The sequence below is a fragment of the Burkholderia sp. AU32262 genome (assembly GCF_020419985.1).
Classification (GTDB): Bacteria; Pseudomonadota; Gammaproteobacteria; order Burkholderiales; family Burkholderiaceae; genus Burkholderia; species Burkholderia semiarida.
On record NZ_JAIZRS010000011.1, the window covers coordinates 172,242 to 188,425 of the forward strand.

A 16,184-nucleotide genomic window follows, 5' to 3' on the forward strand; every position below is an offset into this window, starting at 1 on the left:
CATGACGGTTGCATATATCGGACTGGGGGCGAATCTCGGCGATGCGCGCCAGACCTTGAAGGACGCGGTGGTGTGCCTCGCGCAGCAGCGCACCATCTCGATCCTCGGCAAATCGAGCCTGTATCGCACGGCGCCGTTCGAAGCGGGCGGCGACGACTACTACAACTGCGTCGTCAAGCTCGACACGACGCTGTCGGCCCGCGAGCTGCTCGCGCTTTGCCAGAAGATCGAACATCACTTCGGCCGCGAGCGTCCGTATCGCAATGCGCCGCGCACGCTCGACCTCGACATCCTGCTGTTCGGCGCCGATTCGATCGACGAACCCGACCTGATCGTCCCCCACCCGCGCCTTACCGACCGCGCGTTCGCGCTCGTGCCGCTCGTCGAGATCGAGCCGGCGCTCGACATCCCCGCGCGCGGCCGTGCCGATGCCTTTCTCGCCGCCGTCGCCGATCAGCGCGTCGAAAAGGTGCAGACCTGCCAGTGCCCGATGCAGAAGGCGCTCGCGGCCGACGCAGACGCCGACAAGACCCGCTGCCGATGAACTCGACTCCGCTGACCGTCACCGCGCCCGACCTGCGCGCCCCGCACCGCTATCTCGTGATCGAAGGCCCGATCGGCGTCGGCAAGACGACGCTCGCGCGCCTGCTCGGCGAGCGCTGGTCGATGCAGGCGCTGCTCGAGCGCCCGCAGGACAACCCGTTCCTCGAACGCTTCTACCGCGACACCGCGCGCTACGCGCTGCCCGTCCAGTTGTCGTTCGCGCTGCAGCGCGCGCAGCAGGCGCGCGAGCTGATCGGCGCGCTCGACACGGGCCGCCCGGTCATCGCCGATTTCATGCCGCAGAAGAACGACATCTTCGCGCGGCTGAACCTGCCGGAAGACGAATGGCAACTGTATCGCTCGGTCGCCACGCACGTCGACGTGCCGCAGGCGCCGTCGCCCGACCTCGTCGTCTATCTGCAGGCCAGCCCCGAAGTGCTGTTCTCGCGCATCCAGAAGCGCGGGCTGCCGATGGAGCTGCAGATCAGCGATGCGTACCTGCGCTCGCTCGTCGACGCGTACAACGAATTCTTCTACCACTACGACCGCACGCCGGTGCTGACGGTCGCAGCCGAGCACCTGAACCCGCTGGATTCCCCCGAAGACCTTGCCCTGCTGGTCGAGCGCATCGAGACGATGCGCGGCCGCAAGGAATTCTTCGTCAAGGGCGAGACGACGCGCTGACGCGTCCCCGCCTGTCGTTCTTCCCCACCGACCCGGATTTCCCATGACCTATCTCCAGGAATCGAGCCGGCCTGCCGTGACCGTACCCAAGCTGCAGGCAATGCGCGACGCCGGCGAGAAGATCGCGATGCTGACCTGCTACGACGCGAGCTTTTCCGCGTTGCTCGATCGCGCCGGCACCGACGTGCTGCTGATCGGCGATTCGCTCGGCAACGTGCTGCAGGGCCACACGACCACGCTGCCCGTGTCGCCCGACGACATCGCGTACCACACCGCCTGTGTCGCGCGGGCTCAACCGCGCGCGCTGGTCGTCGCCGATCTGCCGTTCGGCACGTACGGAACGCCGGCCGACGCGTTCGCGAACGCGGTCAAGCTGATGCGCGCGGGCGCGCAGATGGTGAAGCTCGAAGGCGGCGAATGGCTCGCCGATACGATCCGCTTCCTCGTCGAACGCTCGGTGCCCGTGTGCGCGCACCTCGGCCTCACGCCGCAATCGGTGCATGCGTTCGGCGGCTTCAAGGTCCAGGGCAAGACGGAAGCCGGCGCCGCGCAACTGCTGCGCGACGCGCGCGCGATCGAGGATGCCGGCGCGCAGCTCGTCGTGCTCGAAGCCGTGCCGACGCTCGTCGCGGCCGAAGTCACGCACATGCTGAAGATTCCGACGATCGGCATCGGCGCGGGCGTCGACTGCTCGGGGCAGGTGCTCGTGCTGCACGACATGCTCGGCGTGTTCCCCGGCAAGCGGCCGCGTTTCGTGAAGGATTTCATGCAGGGGCAGCCGAACATTCAGGCGGCCGTCGAAGCGTACGTGCACGCCGTGAAGGACGGCACGTTCCCGGGCCCGGAGCATTCGTTCTGATTTCGGACGAGATGGCGGCTCGATGCGAAGGCAAAGGCCGCCACCTGCTCGACGACACCCGTCGTTCGATTTGGCAGCACTGCATTTTCAAACACGTCCTATATCCGTAGGCCTTCGTTGCGGAGACCATTGCGCTTCCATCATTCCACGGAGGCGAAATGTCCCACGTATACGAACGCGCAGCCGAATTGGCCGGCGAACCACTACAAGGCGATGGTGAGTGCGTTGCGCTCGTGAAGGTCCATACCAAAGTGGGCGCGACCTCGGGCTGGCGACCGGAAAAGACGGTAAAGGGCGATTCGACCATTCGTCCGGGCACGGTCATCGCGACCTTCGAAAGCGAACAATATCGAAACAGGTCGTACGGCAACCATGCGGCGTTTTATCTGAGTCAGGATTCGAAAGGCATCTACGTCATCGAACAATGGCGCAGTCTGTCGAAAATCCGGAAACGGCACATCCGGTTCCAGGGCAAGGACAGAAACGGTCGCTATATCGATCCGAGCAACAACGCCGATGCGTTCTCGGTGGTGCGATGACGATGGCACTCGCCTGTTTTCCAGCCAATGCGGCGCTCGCCGCGTTGCTGACAGCTAGTTGCATCTCGTCGGCGTACGCCACTTCGGCGCCTGTTCAGTGTCCGGCCCGCCTGGCGGTTTCACAGACGGTCACAGGTCCCGCGCCCGACGGCTGGCGCCCTTACGACTCACAGAAGGCACATCCGCTGATCGGTGTGTCGTTTTGGTCCGGGCCGCCCGATCAACTCGCCATGCTCGCCCCATCGAGCGGCGTCAAACGGCGCGATATGCTCGTCAACACGTGGCCACTCGCGGCAGCCGAAACCGATTACTGGGTGAGTTGCGAGTATTTCGACACGGCCGCGATCATTGCCCGTCCGCTGGGCACTGCCGCGCGAACCTGCACGGTCCGCTACGACGCGAAGCGGACGCCGCCGAAGATGATCGACTGGCACTGCGTGTGAGGGTGCAGCGGAAGGTGAAGACAATGTCGACGCCCGCTCGAGAACATCTATCACGCGTCGTACACATCGCAATTCCATACGCGTCCCATATTCGCACGGCAATCAAGAGACGATGTATTCCATTCAAGGGCAAGGACAAAAATGGCCGTTACATCGATCCGAGCAACAATGCCGATGCATTTTCGGTGGTGAAATGATGACGTTCATCCGCCAAACGCCGTACCGGCTGCTCACCATTACCGCGTTCGCATTCAGTTCGCTCACTGCCTTACCGGTGTCCGCTGCCACGTCAGATTGCCCCGCACGCATTGCCGTCACCCAGCAGCTCGACGGTCAACCACCCGATGGCTGGAAAAACTTCGACACGCAACGCACCTATCCGCTTGCCGGTGTCACCTTCTGGTCGGGGCCGCCGGACCGGATAATGTCATTGCTGCCCAATCGCTCGCGCACCGAGCCCAAAAGCGATGTGTACACCTGGTCGCTGGCCGAAGCCCGTGAAGACTACTGGGTCTCGTGTGACTACGGCAATACGAGCGTCGTGATCGCACGGCCACTCGGCAAACATGCGCAAACTTGCGTCGCGCGCTATAAACGAGGGCACGCCATCGTACAAACCTGGCAATGTACGCCACGAAAGTAATCCGTTCAGGCCGATGCGCAGTCGCGAATCAGCCGCGCCGTCATCGGCCCGCGCAACGCATTGCAGATCATCAACGCGTCTGCGTTCAGCACATCGTCGAGCGTCAGCGCGCGCTCCGTTGCGTTTAGCGCCGGATCGTCCAGCAGCACGCCGCGCATCACGCCCGGCAGCACGCCGCTCGCGAGCGGCGGCGTCACCCATTGCCCGTCGAGCTTCACGAACAGGTTCGAGCGCCCGCCTTCCGTCACCTCGCCGCGCTCGTTGACGAACAGCATGTCGAATCCGCCGAGTGCTTCGGCCGCCTGCCACGCGCGGTCGTATTCGGCACGGCGCGTGGTCTTGTGCAGCAGCAGCGCGTCGCTCGCGCAGGTCGGCGCAAAGCCGTGCTCGGACGCGAGCATCACGCTAACCGGCCCGGTGGGCAGCGCCTTCAGCGGTGCGGCCGTGATGTCGAACGCGCCGTCCTTCGCGAGCGCGAGCTTCATCCGGTATGGACTGTCACCGTCGAGCGCCGCGCAGCGTGCATCGATCTCGCGATGCAACGTGTCGGCGTCGAAGCGGAAGCCGAACGCATCGGCACTGCGCTGCAGCCGCGCGAGATGGCGCTCCAGATGCCGGATGCCGCCCGCGCGCGTCGCGGCGGTCGTTTCGAACAACTGGAAGCCGGGGTCGGCATCGGTCAGGAATCGCGCTTTCAATTCGCACTCCGCATATTCGTCGGCCGCGACGCTGTCGAGCACGATACCCGCGCCCACGCCCATCGTGCCGCGCCGCCGGCCGGCCGCGGCGATGCCCGTGCCGTCCGCGTCATTATCGACGCCAGCCGCATCGAGCGTCAGCGTCCGGATCGCGACCGACAGGCAGAAATCGCCGCAGGACGCCGCACGGCCCGGCGACGCACCGGCCCCGTCAACCTGTCGCGCGGCGCCGTGGCTCGCCGACGGAACGTCTTGCGCGACGTCCTCCACGGCGCCGTCCCGCGGCGCATCGAGCCACCCGATCGCGCCCGTATAGAGCCCGCGCGGCGTCGACTCGATCGCGTCGATCAATTCCATCGTCTTGTACTTCGGCGCACCGGTGATCGACCCGCACGGAAACAGCGCGCGCAGCATCTGCGCGAACGTCGTTCCATCACGCCAGCCGGCTTCGACCGTCGACGTCATCTGCCACACCGACGCATACGGCTCGACGGAGAACAGTGCCGGCACCTTGACGCTGCCCGTGCGCGCGATCCGCGACACGTCATTGCGCAGCAGGTCGACGATCATCACGTTTTCCGCGCGGTTCTTCGGATCGCTCGCGAGGAACGCGGCGGCCGCCGCATCGTCGCGCGGATCGGCCGAACGCGGCGCGGTGCCCTTCATCGGCCGCGCGCGCAGCACGTCGCCCTGCTTCTGGACGAACAACTCGGGCGAGCACGATACGACCCACGCGCCGCCGGGCAGCGCGATCAGCGCGCCGTACCGCACGGGCTGGCGCGCGCGCAGCCGCCGGTACAGCGCGAGCGGCGTGCCGAACACGTCGAAATTCAGCCGGTACGTGTAGTTGACCTGATACGAATCGCCTGCGCGCAGCGCGTCCTGCACCGCGCCGATCGCCGCGTCGAACGCGTCGCGCGACACGCTCTTCGCGACGTGCGCGACACCGGCGATCGACGGCGGGCCGCCGCCATCATGCTGTGCGAGCCACGCGTCGACTTCGTCGCGCGACAGCCGCTCGCAGCGCGCATATAGCAAAAAGCGCAGCGGGGCATCGCCCGGCTGCGCCTTTTGCAGGTTGCGTCCGAATTCGTAATCGCCGACGACGACCGCATGCAGCCCGTCGCGCAGATCCCGCGCGAGCGCCGCATCGATGGCGTCGAGCTGCGCCGGGTCCGTGCACACGCGTTCGCGCACGAAGCCCGAATACAAACGACTCGACCGCGCGGACGCGGTCGAGTCGCAATCGTCCAAGAGCGCGAACGACGCGCTCTCGTTGCCTTCAGTCATGCCCGTTACTCGAAGAAGCTCTTCACCCGATCGAACCAGCTCTTGCTCTGCGGGCTGTGACGCGCGCCGCCTTCGGCCAGCGACTTCTCGAACTGCTTGAGCAGGTCGCGCTGCTGGTCGGTCAGCTTCACGGGCGTCTCGACCTGCACGTGCACGTACAGATCGCCCGCGATGCTCGAACGCAGCCCCTTGATGCCCTTGCCGCGCAGGCGGAACGTCTTGCCCGACTGCGTGCCTTCCGGCACCGGGAACGATGCACGGCCGGCCAGCGTCGGCACCTCGATCTCGCCGCCGAGTGCGGCGGTCGTGAACGGAATCGGCATCTGGCAGTGGAGATCGTCGCCGTCGCGCTCGAACACCGAGTGCGGCTTGATGTGGATCTCGACGTACAGGTCGCCCGGCGGCCCGCCGTTGATGCCCGGCTCGCCGTTGCCGGCCGAGCGGATCCGCATCCCGTCGTCGATCCCGGCCGGAATCTTCACTTCGAGCGTCTTGGTTTCCTTCACCTTGCCCGACCCGTGGCAATGCGCGCACGGCTCGGGGATGTAGGTGCCGGTGCCATGACACTTCGGGCAGGTCTGCTGGATGCTGAAGAAGCCCTGCGACATGCGCACCGTGCCCTGGCCGTGACAGGTCGGGCAGGTTTCCGGCTTCGTGCCGGGCTTCGCACCCGAGCCGTGGCAGACTTCGCACGACACCCAGCTCGGCACGCGGATCTGCGTGTCGTAGCCGTGCGCGGCCTGCTCGAGCGTGATTTCCATGCTGTAGCGCAGGTCGGCGCCGCGATACACCTGCGGGCCGCCGCGGCCGCCGCGCGCGGCGCCGCCCGCGGCCTGGCCGAAGATGTCGCCGAAGATGTCGCCGAACGCATCCGCGAAGCCGCCGAAGCCCTGCGCGCCCGCACCGCCCATGTTCGGATCGACGCCCGCGTGGCCGTACTGGTCGTACGCGGCCCGCTTCTGGCCGTCCGACAGCATTTCATAGGCCTCCTTCGCCTCCTTGAAATGCTCTTCCGCATCCTTGCTGTCCGGATTGCGGTCAGGGTGATACTTCATCGCAAGCTTGCGATATGCCTTCTTGATTTCGTCGTCGCTCGCATTCTTCGCGACGCCCAGAACCTCGTAGTAATCCCGTTTCGCCATATCGATTCACTGTGCCGCCACGCATCGCGCACGCGGCGGCTCCTTTCGCCCGCAGTAAAGTCTCTCGACTCGTCTGGCGCTGCACCGTCCGCGGACGGCTCGCGCAGCACCCGCCAAAAAACAAATGTGCCCGGAGGGCCGCAAGGCCCGCCAGGCGTGGAGTCGATCCGGCCATCCGGAAGGAAAGACAGACCGCTTTTCAGCCGCTGGTCAGTCGCGCCGCGCGCGTTTTTGCGCGCGCGGCATGCGGTGCCATTGCAACCTGGCTTAGTCCTTCTTCACTTCCTTGAACTCGGCGTCGACGACGTCGTCGGCAGCCTGTTGCGCACCGCCTGCGTGGGCCGCGCCTTCCGCCGCACCGGCCGCGCCGGCCGCACCAGCCTGCTGGGCCTGCATGTCGGCGTACATCTTCTCGCCGAGCTTCTGCGAGACCTTGCCGAGCTCCTCGACCTTCGCGTCGATCGCGGCCTTGTCGGCCGACGTGTCCTTCAGCACGTCCTCGAGCGACTTCAGCGCCGCTTCGATCGCTTCCTTCTCGCCCGCGTCCAGCTTGTCGCCGTACTCGGTCAGCGCCTTCTTCGTGCTGTGAACCAGCGCGTCGCCCTGGTTGCGCGAATCGGCCAGCTCGCGCAGCTTGTGGTCTTCCGCTGCGTTCGCTTCCGCGTCCTTGATCATCTGATCGATTTCAGCCTCGGACAGGCCCGAGTTCGCCTTGATCGTGATCTTGTTTTCCTTGCCGGTCGCCTTGTCCTTCGCGCCGACGTGCAGGATGCCGTTCGCGTCGATGTCGAAGGTCACTTCGATCTGCGGCACGCCGCGCGGGGCCGGCGGAATGCCTTCGAGGTTGAACTCGCCGAGCAGCTTGTTGCCCGCCGCCATTTCGCGTTCGCCCTGGAACACCTTGATCGTCACGGCCGACTGGTTGTCGTCCGCCGTCGAATACACCTGTGCGTGCTTCGTCGGGATCGTCGTGTTCTTGTTGATCATCTTCGTCATCACGCCGCCGAGCGTCTCGATACCGAGCGACAGCGGGGTCACGTCGAGCAGCAGCACGTCCTTGCGGTCGCCCGACAGCACCTGGCCCTGGATCGCCGCGCCAACCGCGACGGCTTCGTCCGGGTTCACGTCACGGCGCGGGTCCTTGCCGAAGAACTCCTTCACCTTCTCCTGCACCTTCGGCATGCGGGTCTGGCCGCCGACCAGGATCACGTCGTCGATGTCCGACACCTTGACGCCTGCGTCCTTGATCGCGATGCGGCACGGTTCGATCGTGCGCTCGACGAGGTCTTCCACCAGCGCTTCCAGCTTCGCGCGGGTGATCTTCAGGTTCAAGTGCTTCGGGCCCGACGCGTCCGCCGTGATGTACGGCAGGTTGATTTCGGTCTGCTGGCTCGACGACAGCTCGATCTTCGCCTTTTCGGCGGCTTCCTTCAGGCGCTGCAGCGCGAGCACGTCCTTCGACAGGTCGACGCCCTGCTCCTTCTTGAACTCGCCGATGATGTAATCAATGATGCGCTGGTCGAAGTCTTCGCCGCCGAGGAACGTGTCGCCGTTGGTCGACAGCACTTCGAACTGCATTTCGCCGTCGACGTCCGCGATCTCGATGATCGACACGTCGAACGTGCCGCCGCCGAGGTCATACACGGCGATCTTGCGGTCGCCCTTCTCGGCCTTGTCGAGGCCGAACGCGAGCGCGGCCGCGGTCGGCTCGTTGATGATCCGCTTGACTTCGAGGCCCGCGATGCGGCCGGCGTCCTTGGTCGCCTGGCGCTGGCTGTCGTTGAAGTATGCCGGCACCGTGATCACGGCTTCCGTGACCGGCTCGCCGAGGTAGTCTTCGGCCGTCTTCTTCATCTTGCGCAGCACTTCGGCCGACACCTGCGGCGGCGCGAGCTTTTCGCCGTGCGCTTCGACCCATGCGTCGCCGTTGTCGGCCTTGATGATCGCATACGGCATCAGGCCGATGTCCTTCTGGACTTCCTTCTCTTCGAAGCGGCGGCCGATCAGGCGCTTCACCGCGAACAGCGTGTTCTTCGGGTTGGTCACCGACTGGCGCTTGGCCGGCGCGCCGACGAGCACTTCGTTGTCGTCCATGTACGCGATGATCGACGGCGTGGTGCGAGCGCCTTCCGAGTTCTCGATGACCTTGACCTGGTTGCCTTCCATGATGGCGACGCACGAGTTCGTGGTGCCGAGGTCAATACCGATGATCTTTCCCATTTTTTCCTAATCTCCAGAAATGCTTGTTTGCTGCGCGAAACGCCACGTTTTTGGGCGGTTTCGCACGCCAGAATTCAACTCTGTTCCCGAAATGCGTCCGCCCGATCCGTTTTCAAGACCCGACGAGCGATGCGGATATTAAATTTTTTCAATCGCCGCCAGCCAGCGGATCGTGTGGGCCGGTGCCCTCGCGGGACGGGGCACCGGCCGCCGCGGCACCGGCCGCCGCGCCGATCTTCGCGCGTGCCGCCGCAATCGCTGCCTGGAACTGCGCGAGACCATGCCAGCCCGTCGCGCGGCCCAGCCGCTTGCCGCGGTGGAAGAAGAACCACGTCGGCACGCCGTGCAGCCCGAAGCGGCGCCCCAGCTGATGGTGCTCGTACACGTTGCAATGGAACCACTTCAGGCCCAGCGCGCGGATCGCGTCGGGCTGGGCGAGCATCGCCTTCTTCGCGATCTCGCAGTTGAAGCAGTCGACGCCCCAGAAGAACACCACGGCCAGCGCATCGCCCGCGCCGTCGATGGCCGCGTCGAACGTGCCGGCGTCGAGCGCCTGCATGTCGAACGCGTCGAACGCGGCCGGATCGACGCCGGCGGGCACCATGTCGGCCGCCTTACTTCGGCTGCGCGACGGTGACGAGCGCCGGGCGCAGCACGCGGTCGGCGATCATGTAGCCCTTTTGCAGCACCGCGACGACGGTGTTCGGCTCCTGCTCGGCCGGCACCATCGAAATGGCCTGGTGCTGGTGCGGATCGAACTTCTCGCCGACCGGATTGATCGCGACGACGCGGCCCTTCTCGAGCGCGCTCGTCAACTGGCGCAGCGTGAGCTCGACGCCCTCGCGCACCTTCGCGATGTCGCCGGAGGTATCGTTGACGGCCGCTTCCAGGCTGTCCAGCACGGGCAGCAGGTGCTCCGCGAAGCTCTCGATCGCGAACTTGTGCGCCTTCGACACGTCGTCCTGCGCGCGGCGGCGCACGTTCTCGGTTTCGGCCTTCGCCCGCAGGAAGCTTTCCTGGAGCTCGGCGACCTTGGCTTGAGCCTCCGCGAGCGCCGCGTCGGCGGCTTCGGCGGCGGGTGCGGCGCCTTGCTCCGCCTGCTTCTCGCTGCCGATGTCTTCGGCCGATTGGGTAGCCGGGTTCTCTTGCGTGTTTTCCATGTCGCTGAAAGTCGATTAGAGGTTGAAGCCAAATCGGCAACCGCCGGACGTATACCCGGCGGCACCGCACATTACTGGTGCAAATAAGGGCGAAAACTGCGGTTTCAAGAGGGTTATTCGCCGGCATTCTCCAATGCCGCGAAACAACCGCGCGTCTGCCGGGGCAGGCGCCGCATCGTCCGCCGCCTCGGGCGAAACGGCCTGTAACAACGCTTACCCGGCAAGTACTAGCTGCACACAGGCCGGCTGCACTACACTCCACTCAAGCGTCGGAAAAGCGTGTTTACCCTAGCTGACCGCCGCGTGACCTTCCACCTGGCGCCGTTTTCACCCTTGTTCTCGAGGGGAGTACCGTGAAACTGACCTTTGCGATATCGGTGGTCGCGCTGGTACTCATTGCCGGCACCACCACCATCTGCCTGTCGGGGGCAGTCACCGACCGCACGACCGAATACGGCAGCGCGCGGGCGACGTTCGACCAGATGTTCAGCTCCCACCAGAAAATCTGTCGATAATGCGCCGGTCGCGCTTCGTCGGCCGGCCGTGCAATTCGGCCGCCGGCTCGCGATACGTCCGGCGCCGCTCCAGTTCGGCGAGCCGCGCGGCTCGCCCCGCAGCCGTTTCCTCGTAGAGCGTCTGCGCGACGCTCGCGGGCCCGCGCACGTCGCACACGCCCAGCACGGCAATGTGCCAGACGATGCCGTCGATCGCAATCTCGACCTCGTCGCCCACCCGTACGTCCTTCGCCGGCTTGACCGCCGCGCCGCCGATCTTCACGTGCCCCTTGTCGACCGCATCGGTCGCGAGCGAGCGCGTCTTGAAGAATCGGGCTGCCCACAGCCATTTGTCGATGCGCAGCTTCGCGCCCGGCTCCGTGGAAATCCTGTAGTTCATGCAAGCCTCCGCCGGGCCGCCGTGTGAAGGCTGACCGCCGCCCCGGGGAACGGCGAACAACGCGCGCGTGGGAATCGTTTCATCTCAATTGACCGGTTCAGGCTGCGCGGCCTTGACGGGCCAGCCCTGCAGATTTTCCGCGACGATCTCGCCGAGCGCGCCGATCCATGCGGAGGCACCGTTCAGGCACGGAATGCGGTGAAAGGTCTTGCCGCCGCCGGCGAGAAACTCGTCGCGCACTTCCATGCCGATTTCCTCGATCGTCTCGAGGCAATCGGCCGTGAAGCCGGGACAGAACACGTCGGCCCGCCGCACGCCGGCCTCGCCGAATTCGCGCAGGGTCGGCGCGGTATACGGCTGGAGCCATTCGGCCTTGCCGAAGCGCGACTGGAACGTGACGCGGCATTCGGTGGCCGACAGCCCGAGCGCGGCCATCAGCAACGCGCCCGTCTGCTGGCACTGGTCGTGATAGGGATCGCCGAGGTCGAGCGTGCGCTTCGGCACGCCGTGGAAACTCAGCACGAGCTTGTCGCCGGCCGCGAAATCGGGCCGGCCGTGCTGCGCCCAGTACTGGCGCACCTGCTCGGCCAGCGCGTGGATATAGGCCGGATGGTCGGCGTAGTGCCGCACCGTGCGCACTTCCGGCTGATTGCGCATGCGCGCGAGCGCGCCGAACGCGGCATCGAACGCGGTGGCGGTGGTCGACGCCGAGTATTGCGGATACATCGGCATCAGCAGCACGCGCTCGACGCCCGCGCGCTTGAACTGCGCGAGCGCGTGCGCAATGTTCGGACTGCCGTAGCGCATCGCGTAGTCGACCATCACGTGATAGCCGTTCGACGCGAGCAGGTGCCGCACGCTGTCGGTCTGGCGCTCGGTGTAGACACGCAGCGGCGAGCCCTCGGGCATCCAGACGGCCGCGTATTTCTTCGCGGACGCGCGGCCGCGCAGCGGCAGGATCAGCGTGCGCAGCAGCACCTGCCAGACGGCCTGCGGAATTTCGACGACCCGCGGATCCGACAGGAATTCGGCCAGGTAGCGCCGCACCGCGCGCGGGGTGGGCGCGTCGGGCGTGCCGAGATTGATCAGCAGCACACCGATGCGATGGGCAGCCGCGACGCTCGATGGCGGCTCAAGATCGAAACGCATGGGCAGGAACGTGCTCGGGGCACGCAGTCGGACGGCCCTCAATTATAGCGGGCCGCAGCGCTCGGGTCGGCTGGCCGTTCGGCCGACTGGCGGCGCACGCGACGCCGCGGCACGATGGCGGGACGGCGTCGGGGGCGGCTGCTACTGCTGGCTCAGCGTGAGCGACAGCAGGCGCGCGGTGATGTCGACGATCGGTATCACGCGGTTGTACGCCATGCGGGTCGGGCCGATCACGCCGAGCGTGCCGACGATCTTGCCGTTCACCTCGTAAGGCGCGGTCACGACGCTCATTTCCTCGATCGGCACGAGCGTCGATTCGCCGCCGATGAAGATCTGCACGCCCTGGGCGTGGCTCGACACGTCGAGCAGTTGCAGGAGGCCCGTCTTTTGGTCGAATACGTCGAACAGCTTGCGCAGCCGCGCCATGTCGGACGACAGGTCCGCCACCTCGAGCAGGTTGCGCTCGCCGGAAATCAGCACGGTGTCCTCGGTGTCGGGCACCTCGGTGCTGGCCGTCACGGCCGCGTGCATCAGCGTCGTCATGTCGCCGCGCAACTGGTCGATCTCGTCGCGCAGGCGGCGGCGAACCTCGTCGAACGACAGGCCGGCGAAATGCGCGTTGATGTAGTTGGACGCCTCCGTCAGCTGCGACGGCGAATAGTCGCGCGGCGTCGCGAGCATGCGGTTCTGCACGTCGCCCTCGGGCGTGACGATGATCAGCAGGATGCGCTTGTCGGACAGGCGCATGAATTCGATCTGCTTGAACACGTGGCTGCGACGCGGCGTCAGCACGACGCCCGCGAACTGCGACAGGTTCGACAGCACGCTCGCGGCGGCCGCCACCACCCGCTGCTGCGGCTCGCCGGCCTGCAGCGTGTTCTGCACCTGACGCGCGACGGCCTCCGCGTCGATCGGCGCCTCGACCGTCAGCATCGTGTCGACGAACAGCCGGTAGCCGCGCGGCGTCGGCACGCGGCCGGCCGACGTGTGCGGGCTCGACACGAGGCCGAGCTCCTCCAGGTCGGACATCACGTTGCGGATCGTCGCCGGGCTCAGCTCGAGCCCGGAGTAACGGGACAACGTGCGCGATCCGACTGGCTGACCGTCGGCGATATACCGTTCGATCAGGGTTTTCAGGAGGGTTCGTGCGCGAGGATCTAGCATGGTGGAAAATTTTAGCGCAACCGCGCAAGCACGGCGAGTGGCGTCGACCACCATTGCGCGGGCCGGCCCGATCCGGCCCCGTCGGCGCACGGGCGGTTCTTTTCGTCAACGAGCTATGGTGTAATGCCGGCATGAAAACCGGTAATCAGTTCAACACTGTCGCGCTCGTCGGCCGGAGCAACACGCCCGGCATCGCCGAGCCGCTCGCCACGCTGGCGGACAGCATTGCCACGCTCGGCTTCGAGGTCGTGTTCGAAGGCGATACCGCGCGGGAAATCGGCATCGCCGGCTACCCGGCGCTCACTCCGGCCGAAATCGGGGCACGAGCGGACGTGGCAATCGTGCTCGGCGGCGACGGCACGATGCTCGGCATCGGCCGCCAGCTTGCGCCGTACCGGACACCGCTGATCGGGATCAACCACGGGCGGCTCGGCTTCATCACCGACATCGCGGCCTCCGACATGCAGGCGCTCGTGCCCGTGATGCTGGCCGGCAAGTTCGAGCGCGAGGAGCGCTCGCTGCTCGAGGCGCGGATCGTACGCGACGGCGAACCGATCTACCACGCGCTCGCGTTCAACGACGTCGTCGTGAACCGCAGCGGCTTCTCCGGGATGGTCGAGCTGCGTGCGTCGGTCGACGGCCGCTACATGTACAACCAGCGCTCGGACGGCCTGATCGTCGCGACGCCCACCGGCTCGACCGCGTATGCGCTGTCGTCGGCCGGCCCGATCCTCCATCCGCAGCTGGCGGGCATCGTGCTCGTGCCGATCGCGCCGCACGCGCTGTCGAACCGGCCGATCGTGCTGCCCGACGATTCGAAGATCGCGATCCAGATCGTCGGCGGCCGCGACGTCAACGTGAACTTCGACATGCAGTCGTTCACGTCGCTCGAGCTGAACGACACGATCGAGGTGCGCCGCTCGAAGCACACGGTGCCGTTCCTGCACCCGATCGGCTACAGCTACTACACGACGCTGCGCAAGAAGCTGCACTGGAACGAACACGCATCGAACGAAGACGACAAGGCGTCCTGACGCCGCTCCGCCCGACACCATGCTCCGCCACCTCTCGATCCGCGACTTCGTCATCGTCGCCGCGCTCGATCTCGAATTCGACAGCGGCTTTTCCGTCTTTTCAGGCGAAACCGGGGCCGGCAAGTCGATCCTGATCGACGCCCTCGCCCTCGCGCTCGGCGAACGCGCCGACGCGAGCGTCGTGCGCACCGGCTGCGGCCGCGCCGACATCACGGCCGAGTTCACGCCGCACGACCGTGTCGCGCGCTGGCTCGACGACCACGCGTTCGACGCCGAGGACACCGTGATGCTGCGCCGCGTGATCGACGCGAACGGCCGGTCGCGTGCGTTCATCAACGGCACCAGCGCGACGCTCGCCCAACTGCGCGAACTCGGCGAGATGCTCGTCGACATCCACGGCCAGCACGCGCACCAGTTGCTGATGCGGCCCGACGCGCAGCGCGAGCTGTTCGACACGCACGCGGGGCTCGTCGCCGATGCCGCGAACGTCGCGCGCGCGTGGCGCGTGTGGCGCGACGCGACGCAGGCGATCGACGCCGCGAAGGCGCACGAGCGCGAATTGCAACTCGAGCGCGAAAAGCTCGCGTGGCAGCTCGCCGAACTCGACAAGCTCGCGCCGCAAGCCGGCGAATGGGACGAAGTCAGCAACGAACACAAGCGCCTGTCGCATTCGGCGAACCTGATCGAAGGCGTGCGCGGCGCGCTCAACGCGCTGTCCGAGTCCGACGACGCGATGCTCGCACAGCTCGGCGCGATCGTGTCGAAGCTGCGCAGCCTGGCCGACTACGACACCGCGCTCGGCGATGCGCTGGCATCGCTGGAGCCGGCCGAGATCCAGTTGCAGGAAGCCGTGTATTCGCTGTCGCACTATGCCCAGCGCGTCGATCTCGACCCGGAGCGGCTCGCGCAGGTCGAAACGCGGCTCGACGCGCTGCACTCGACCGCCCGCAAGTTCCGGCTGCCGCCCGACACGCTGCACGAGGAGCATGCGGCGCGCCGCGCGCAACTCGCCGCGCTCGACGCCGCCGCCGATCTCGGCGCGCTCGAAGCTGCGCAGGCCAAGGCGCGGGAAGCCTATCTCGCCGATGCGAAACGCCTGTCGAAGGCGCGCGCGCAGGCCGCGAAGGCGCTCGGCACGGCCGTCACGGCCGGCATGCAGGAACTGTCGATGGCAGGCGGCAGCTTCGAAGTCGCGCTCGTGCCGCTCGCCGACGGCGGCCCGCACGGGCTGGAACAGGTCGAATTCCGCGTGGCCGGGCACCCGGGCGTGCCGCTGCGGCCGCTCGCGAAGGTTGCGTCGGGCGGCGAGCTCGCACGGATCAGCCTCGCGCTCGCGGTCATCGCCAGCGCCGCGAGCCCGACGCCGACGCTGATCTTCGACGAAGTCGATACGGGAATCGGCGGCGGCGTCGCCGAAGTGGTCGGCCGCCTGCTGCACCAGCTCGGGCGCGACCGCCAGGTGCTGTGCGTGACCCACCTGCCGCAGGTCGCCGCGCGCGGCGACCATCATTTCCAGGTGGCGAAGGGCGCCGACGAGCGCGGTGGCACGGTATCGACCGTTGTCGCGCTCGACCGCGCCAGCCGGATCGAGGAAGTCGCGCGGATGCTCGGCGGGCTCGAAATCACCGCGACCACACGCAAGCACGCGAAGGAAATGCTGGCGGCCTGACGCCGGCTCCACGTTGGTCCGGATGCGGAAAGACCGGCGCATGCGCCGGTCTT

General features: G+C 66.6%; 18 protein-coding genes. 10 read left to right on the forward strand and 8 right to left on the reverse strand.

Features of this window, described 5'->3' with window-relative positions:
* Position 1: 1 nt before the first annotated feature.
* The 7 genes from folK to LGN10_RS15865 all read left to right on the forward strand — a co-directional run bounded on the left by folK (position 2) and on the right by LGN10_RS15865 (position 3,711).
* Entirely contained in the window at positions 2 to 544 is a 543-nt protein-coding gene (folK, locus tag LGN10_RS15835) for a 2-amino-4-hydroxy-6-hydroxymethyldihydropteridine diphosphokinase (protein ID WP_059574279.1), read from the forward strand.
* Entirely contained in the window at positions 541 to 1,227 is a 687-nt protein-coding gene (locus LGN10_RS15840) for a deoxynucleoside kinase (RefSeq protein WP_059642128.1), read from the forward strand. The genes folK and LGN10_RS15840 overlap by 4 nt, the downstream gene beginning before the upstream one ends.
* Positions 1,228 to 1,270: 43 nt before the next feature.
* Positions 1,271 to 2,086, forward strand: a complete 816-nt coding sequence (gene panB, locus LGN10_RS15845) for a 3-methyl-2-oxobutanoate hydroxymethyltransferase (RefSeq protein ID WP_226224190.1) — start codon at positions 1,271 to 1,273, stop codon at positions 2,084 to 2,086.
* A gap of 158 nt (positions 2,087 to 2,244) precedes the next feature.
* The gene (locus tag LGN10_RS15850; RefSeq protein WP_059642133.1) at positions 2,245 to 2,625 is read left to right on the forward strand and encodes a BPSL0067 family protein; all 381 of its coding nucleotides are present in this window, start codon (positions 2,245 to 2,247) and stop codon (positions 2,623 to 2,625) included.
* Positions 2,622 to 3,068, forward strand: a complete 447-nt coding sequence (locus LGN10_RS15855) for an STY0301 family protein (RefSeq protein WP_226224191.1) — start codon at positions 2,622 to 2,624, stop codon at positions 3,066 to 3,068. Before LGN10_RS15850 ends, LGN10_RS15855 begins: the two co-directional genes overlap by 4 nt.
* A gap of 23 nt (positions 3,069 to 3,091) precedes the next feature.
* Complete coding sequence (locus tag LGN10_RS15860) at positions 3,092 to 3,265, forward strand: BPSL0067 family protein (RefSeq protein ID WP_226224193.1); 174 nt, start codon at positions 3,092 to 3,094, stop codon at positions 3,263 to 3,265.
* Positions 3,190 to 3,711, forward strand: a complete 522-nt coding sequence (locus tag LGN10_RS15865) for an STY0301 family protein (protein WP_319001239.1) — start codon at positions 3,190 to 3,192, stop codon at positions 3,709 to 3,711. Before LGN10_RS15860 ends, LGN10_RS15865 begins: the two co-directional genes overlap by 76 nt.
* 5 nt (positions 3,712 to 3,716) lie before the next feature.
* On the opposite strand, the gene LGN10_RS15870 is transcribed toward LGN10_RS15865, so the two are convergent.
* From LGN10_RS15870 to grpE, 5 genes are all read right to left on the reverse strand, one after another.
* Positions 3,717 to 5,699 (reverse strand): chorismate-binding protein, encoded by a 1,983-nt coding sequence (locus tag LGN10_RS15870; RefSeq protein WP_226224194.1) that lies wholly within the window; start codon positions 5,697 to 5,699, stop codon positions 3,717 to 3,719.
* A 5-nt stretch (positions 5,700 to 5,704) separates the two neighbouring features.
* Positions 5,705 to 6,841, reverse strand: a complete 1,137-nt coding sequence (gene dnaJ, locus LGN10_RS15875) for a molecular chaperone DnaJ (protein ID WP_006476837.1) — start codon at positions 6,839 to 6,841, stop codon at positions 5,705 to 5,707.
* 267 nt (positions 6,842 to 7,108) lie between these two features.
* Positions 7,109 to 9,061, reverse strand: coding sequence for a molecular chaperone DnaK (dnaK, locus tag LGN10_RS15880; RefSeq protein ID WP_059574284.1), 1,953 nt, complete (start codon positions 9,059 to 9,061; stop codon positions 7,109 to 7,111).
* 148 nt (positions 9,062 to 9,209) lie between these two features.
* Entirely contained in the window at positions 9,210 to 9,665 is a 456-nt protein-coding gene (locus LGN10_RS15885) for a thioredoxin family protein (protein WP_226224196.1), read from the reverse strand.
* A gap of 10 nt (positions 9,666 to 9,675) precedes the next feature.
* Positions 9,676 to 10,221, reverse strand: a complete 546-nt coding sequence (gene grpE, locus LGN10_RS15890; RefSeq protein WP_060312711.1) for a nucleotide exchange factor GrpE — start codon at positions 10,219 to 10,221, stop codon at positions 9,676 to 9,678.
* A gap of 353 nt (positions 10,222 to 10,574) precedes the next feature.
* Here grpE and LGN10_RS15895 point away from each other — a divergent pair, with 353 nt between their 5' ends.
* Positions 10,575 to 10,736 (forward strand): hypothetical protein, encoded by a 162-nt coding sequence (locus LGN10_RS15895; RefSeq protein WP_006476841.1) that lies wholly within the window; start codon positions 10,575 to 10,577, stop codon positions 10,734 to 10,736.
* On the opposite strand, the gene LGN10_RS15900 is transcribed toward LGN10_RS15895, so the two are convergent.
* The 3 genes from LGN10_RS15900 to hrcA form a co-directional block, all read right to left on the reverse strand.
* Positions 10,708 to 11,115: an RNA-binding S4 domain-containing protein gene (locus LGN10_RS15900; protein ID WP_059574287.1), complete on the reverse strand. Its 408-nt coding sequence runs from the start codon at positions 11,113 to 11,115 to the stop codon at positions 10,708 to 10,710. The genes LGN10_RS15895 and LGN10_RS15900 overlap by 29 nt on opposite strands.
* A gap of 84 nt (positions 11,116 to 11,199) precedes the next feature.
* On the reverse strand, positions 11,200 to 12,264 hold the full coding sequence (hemH, locus tag LGN10_RS15905; protein ID WP_059574288.1) for a ferrochelatase: 1,065 nt from the start codon (positions 12,262 to 12,264) through the stop codon (positions 11,200 to 11,202).
* 141 nt (positions 12,265 to 12,405) lie between these two features.
* A complete protein-coding gene (hrcA, locus tag LGN10_RS15910) occupies positions 12,406 to 13,428 on the reverse strand; it encodes a heat-inducible transcriptional repressor HrcA (RefSeq protein ID WP_059451324.1) in 1,023 nt (340 codons plus the stop codon).
* Between the two features lie 131 nt (positions 13,429 to 13,559).
* On the opposite strand from hrcA, the gene LGN10_RS15915 reads away from it, so the two are divergent.
* On the forward strand, positions 13,560 to 14,462 hold the full coding sequence (locus LGN10_RS15915; protein WP_006492558.1) for an NAD kinase: 903 nt from the start codon (positions 13,560 to 13,562) through the stop codon (positions 14,460 to 14,462).
* Between the two features lie 19 nt (positions 14,463 to 14,481).
* Positions 14,482 to 16,131 (forward strand): DNA repair protein RecN, encoded by a 1,650-nt coding sequence (gene recN / locus LGN10_RS15920; RefSeq protein WP_059574289.1) that lies wholly within the window; start codon positions 14,482 to 14,484, stop codon positions 16,129 to 16,131.
* Positions 16,132 to 16,184 lie beyond the last annotated feature (53 nt).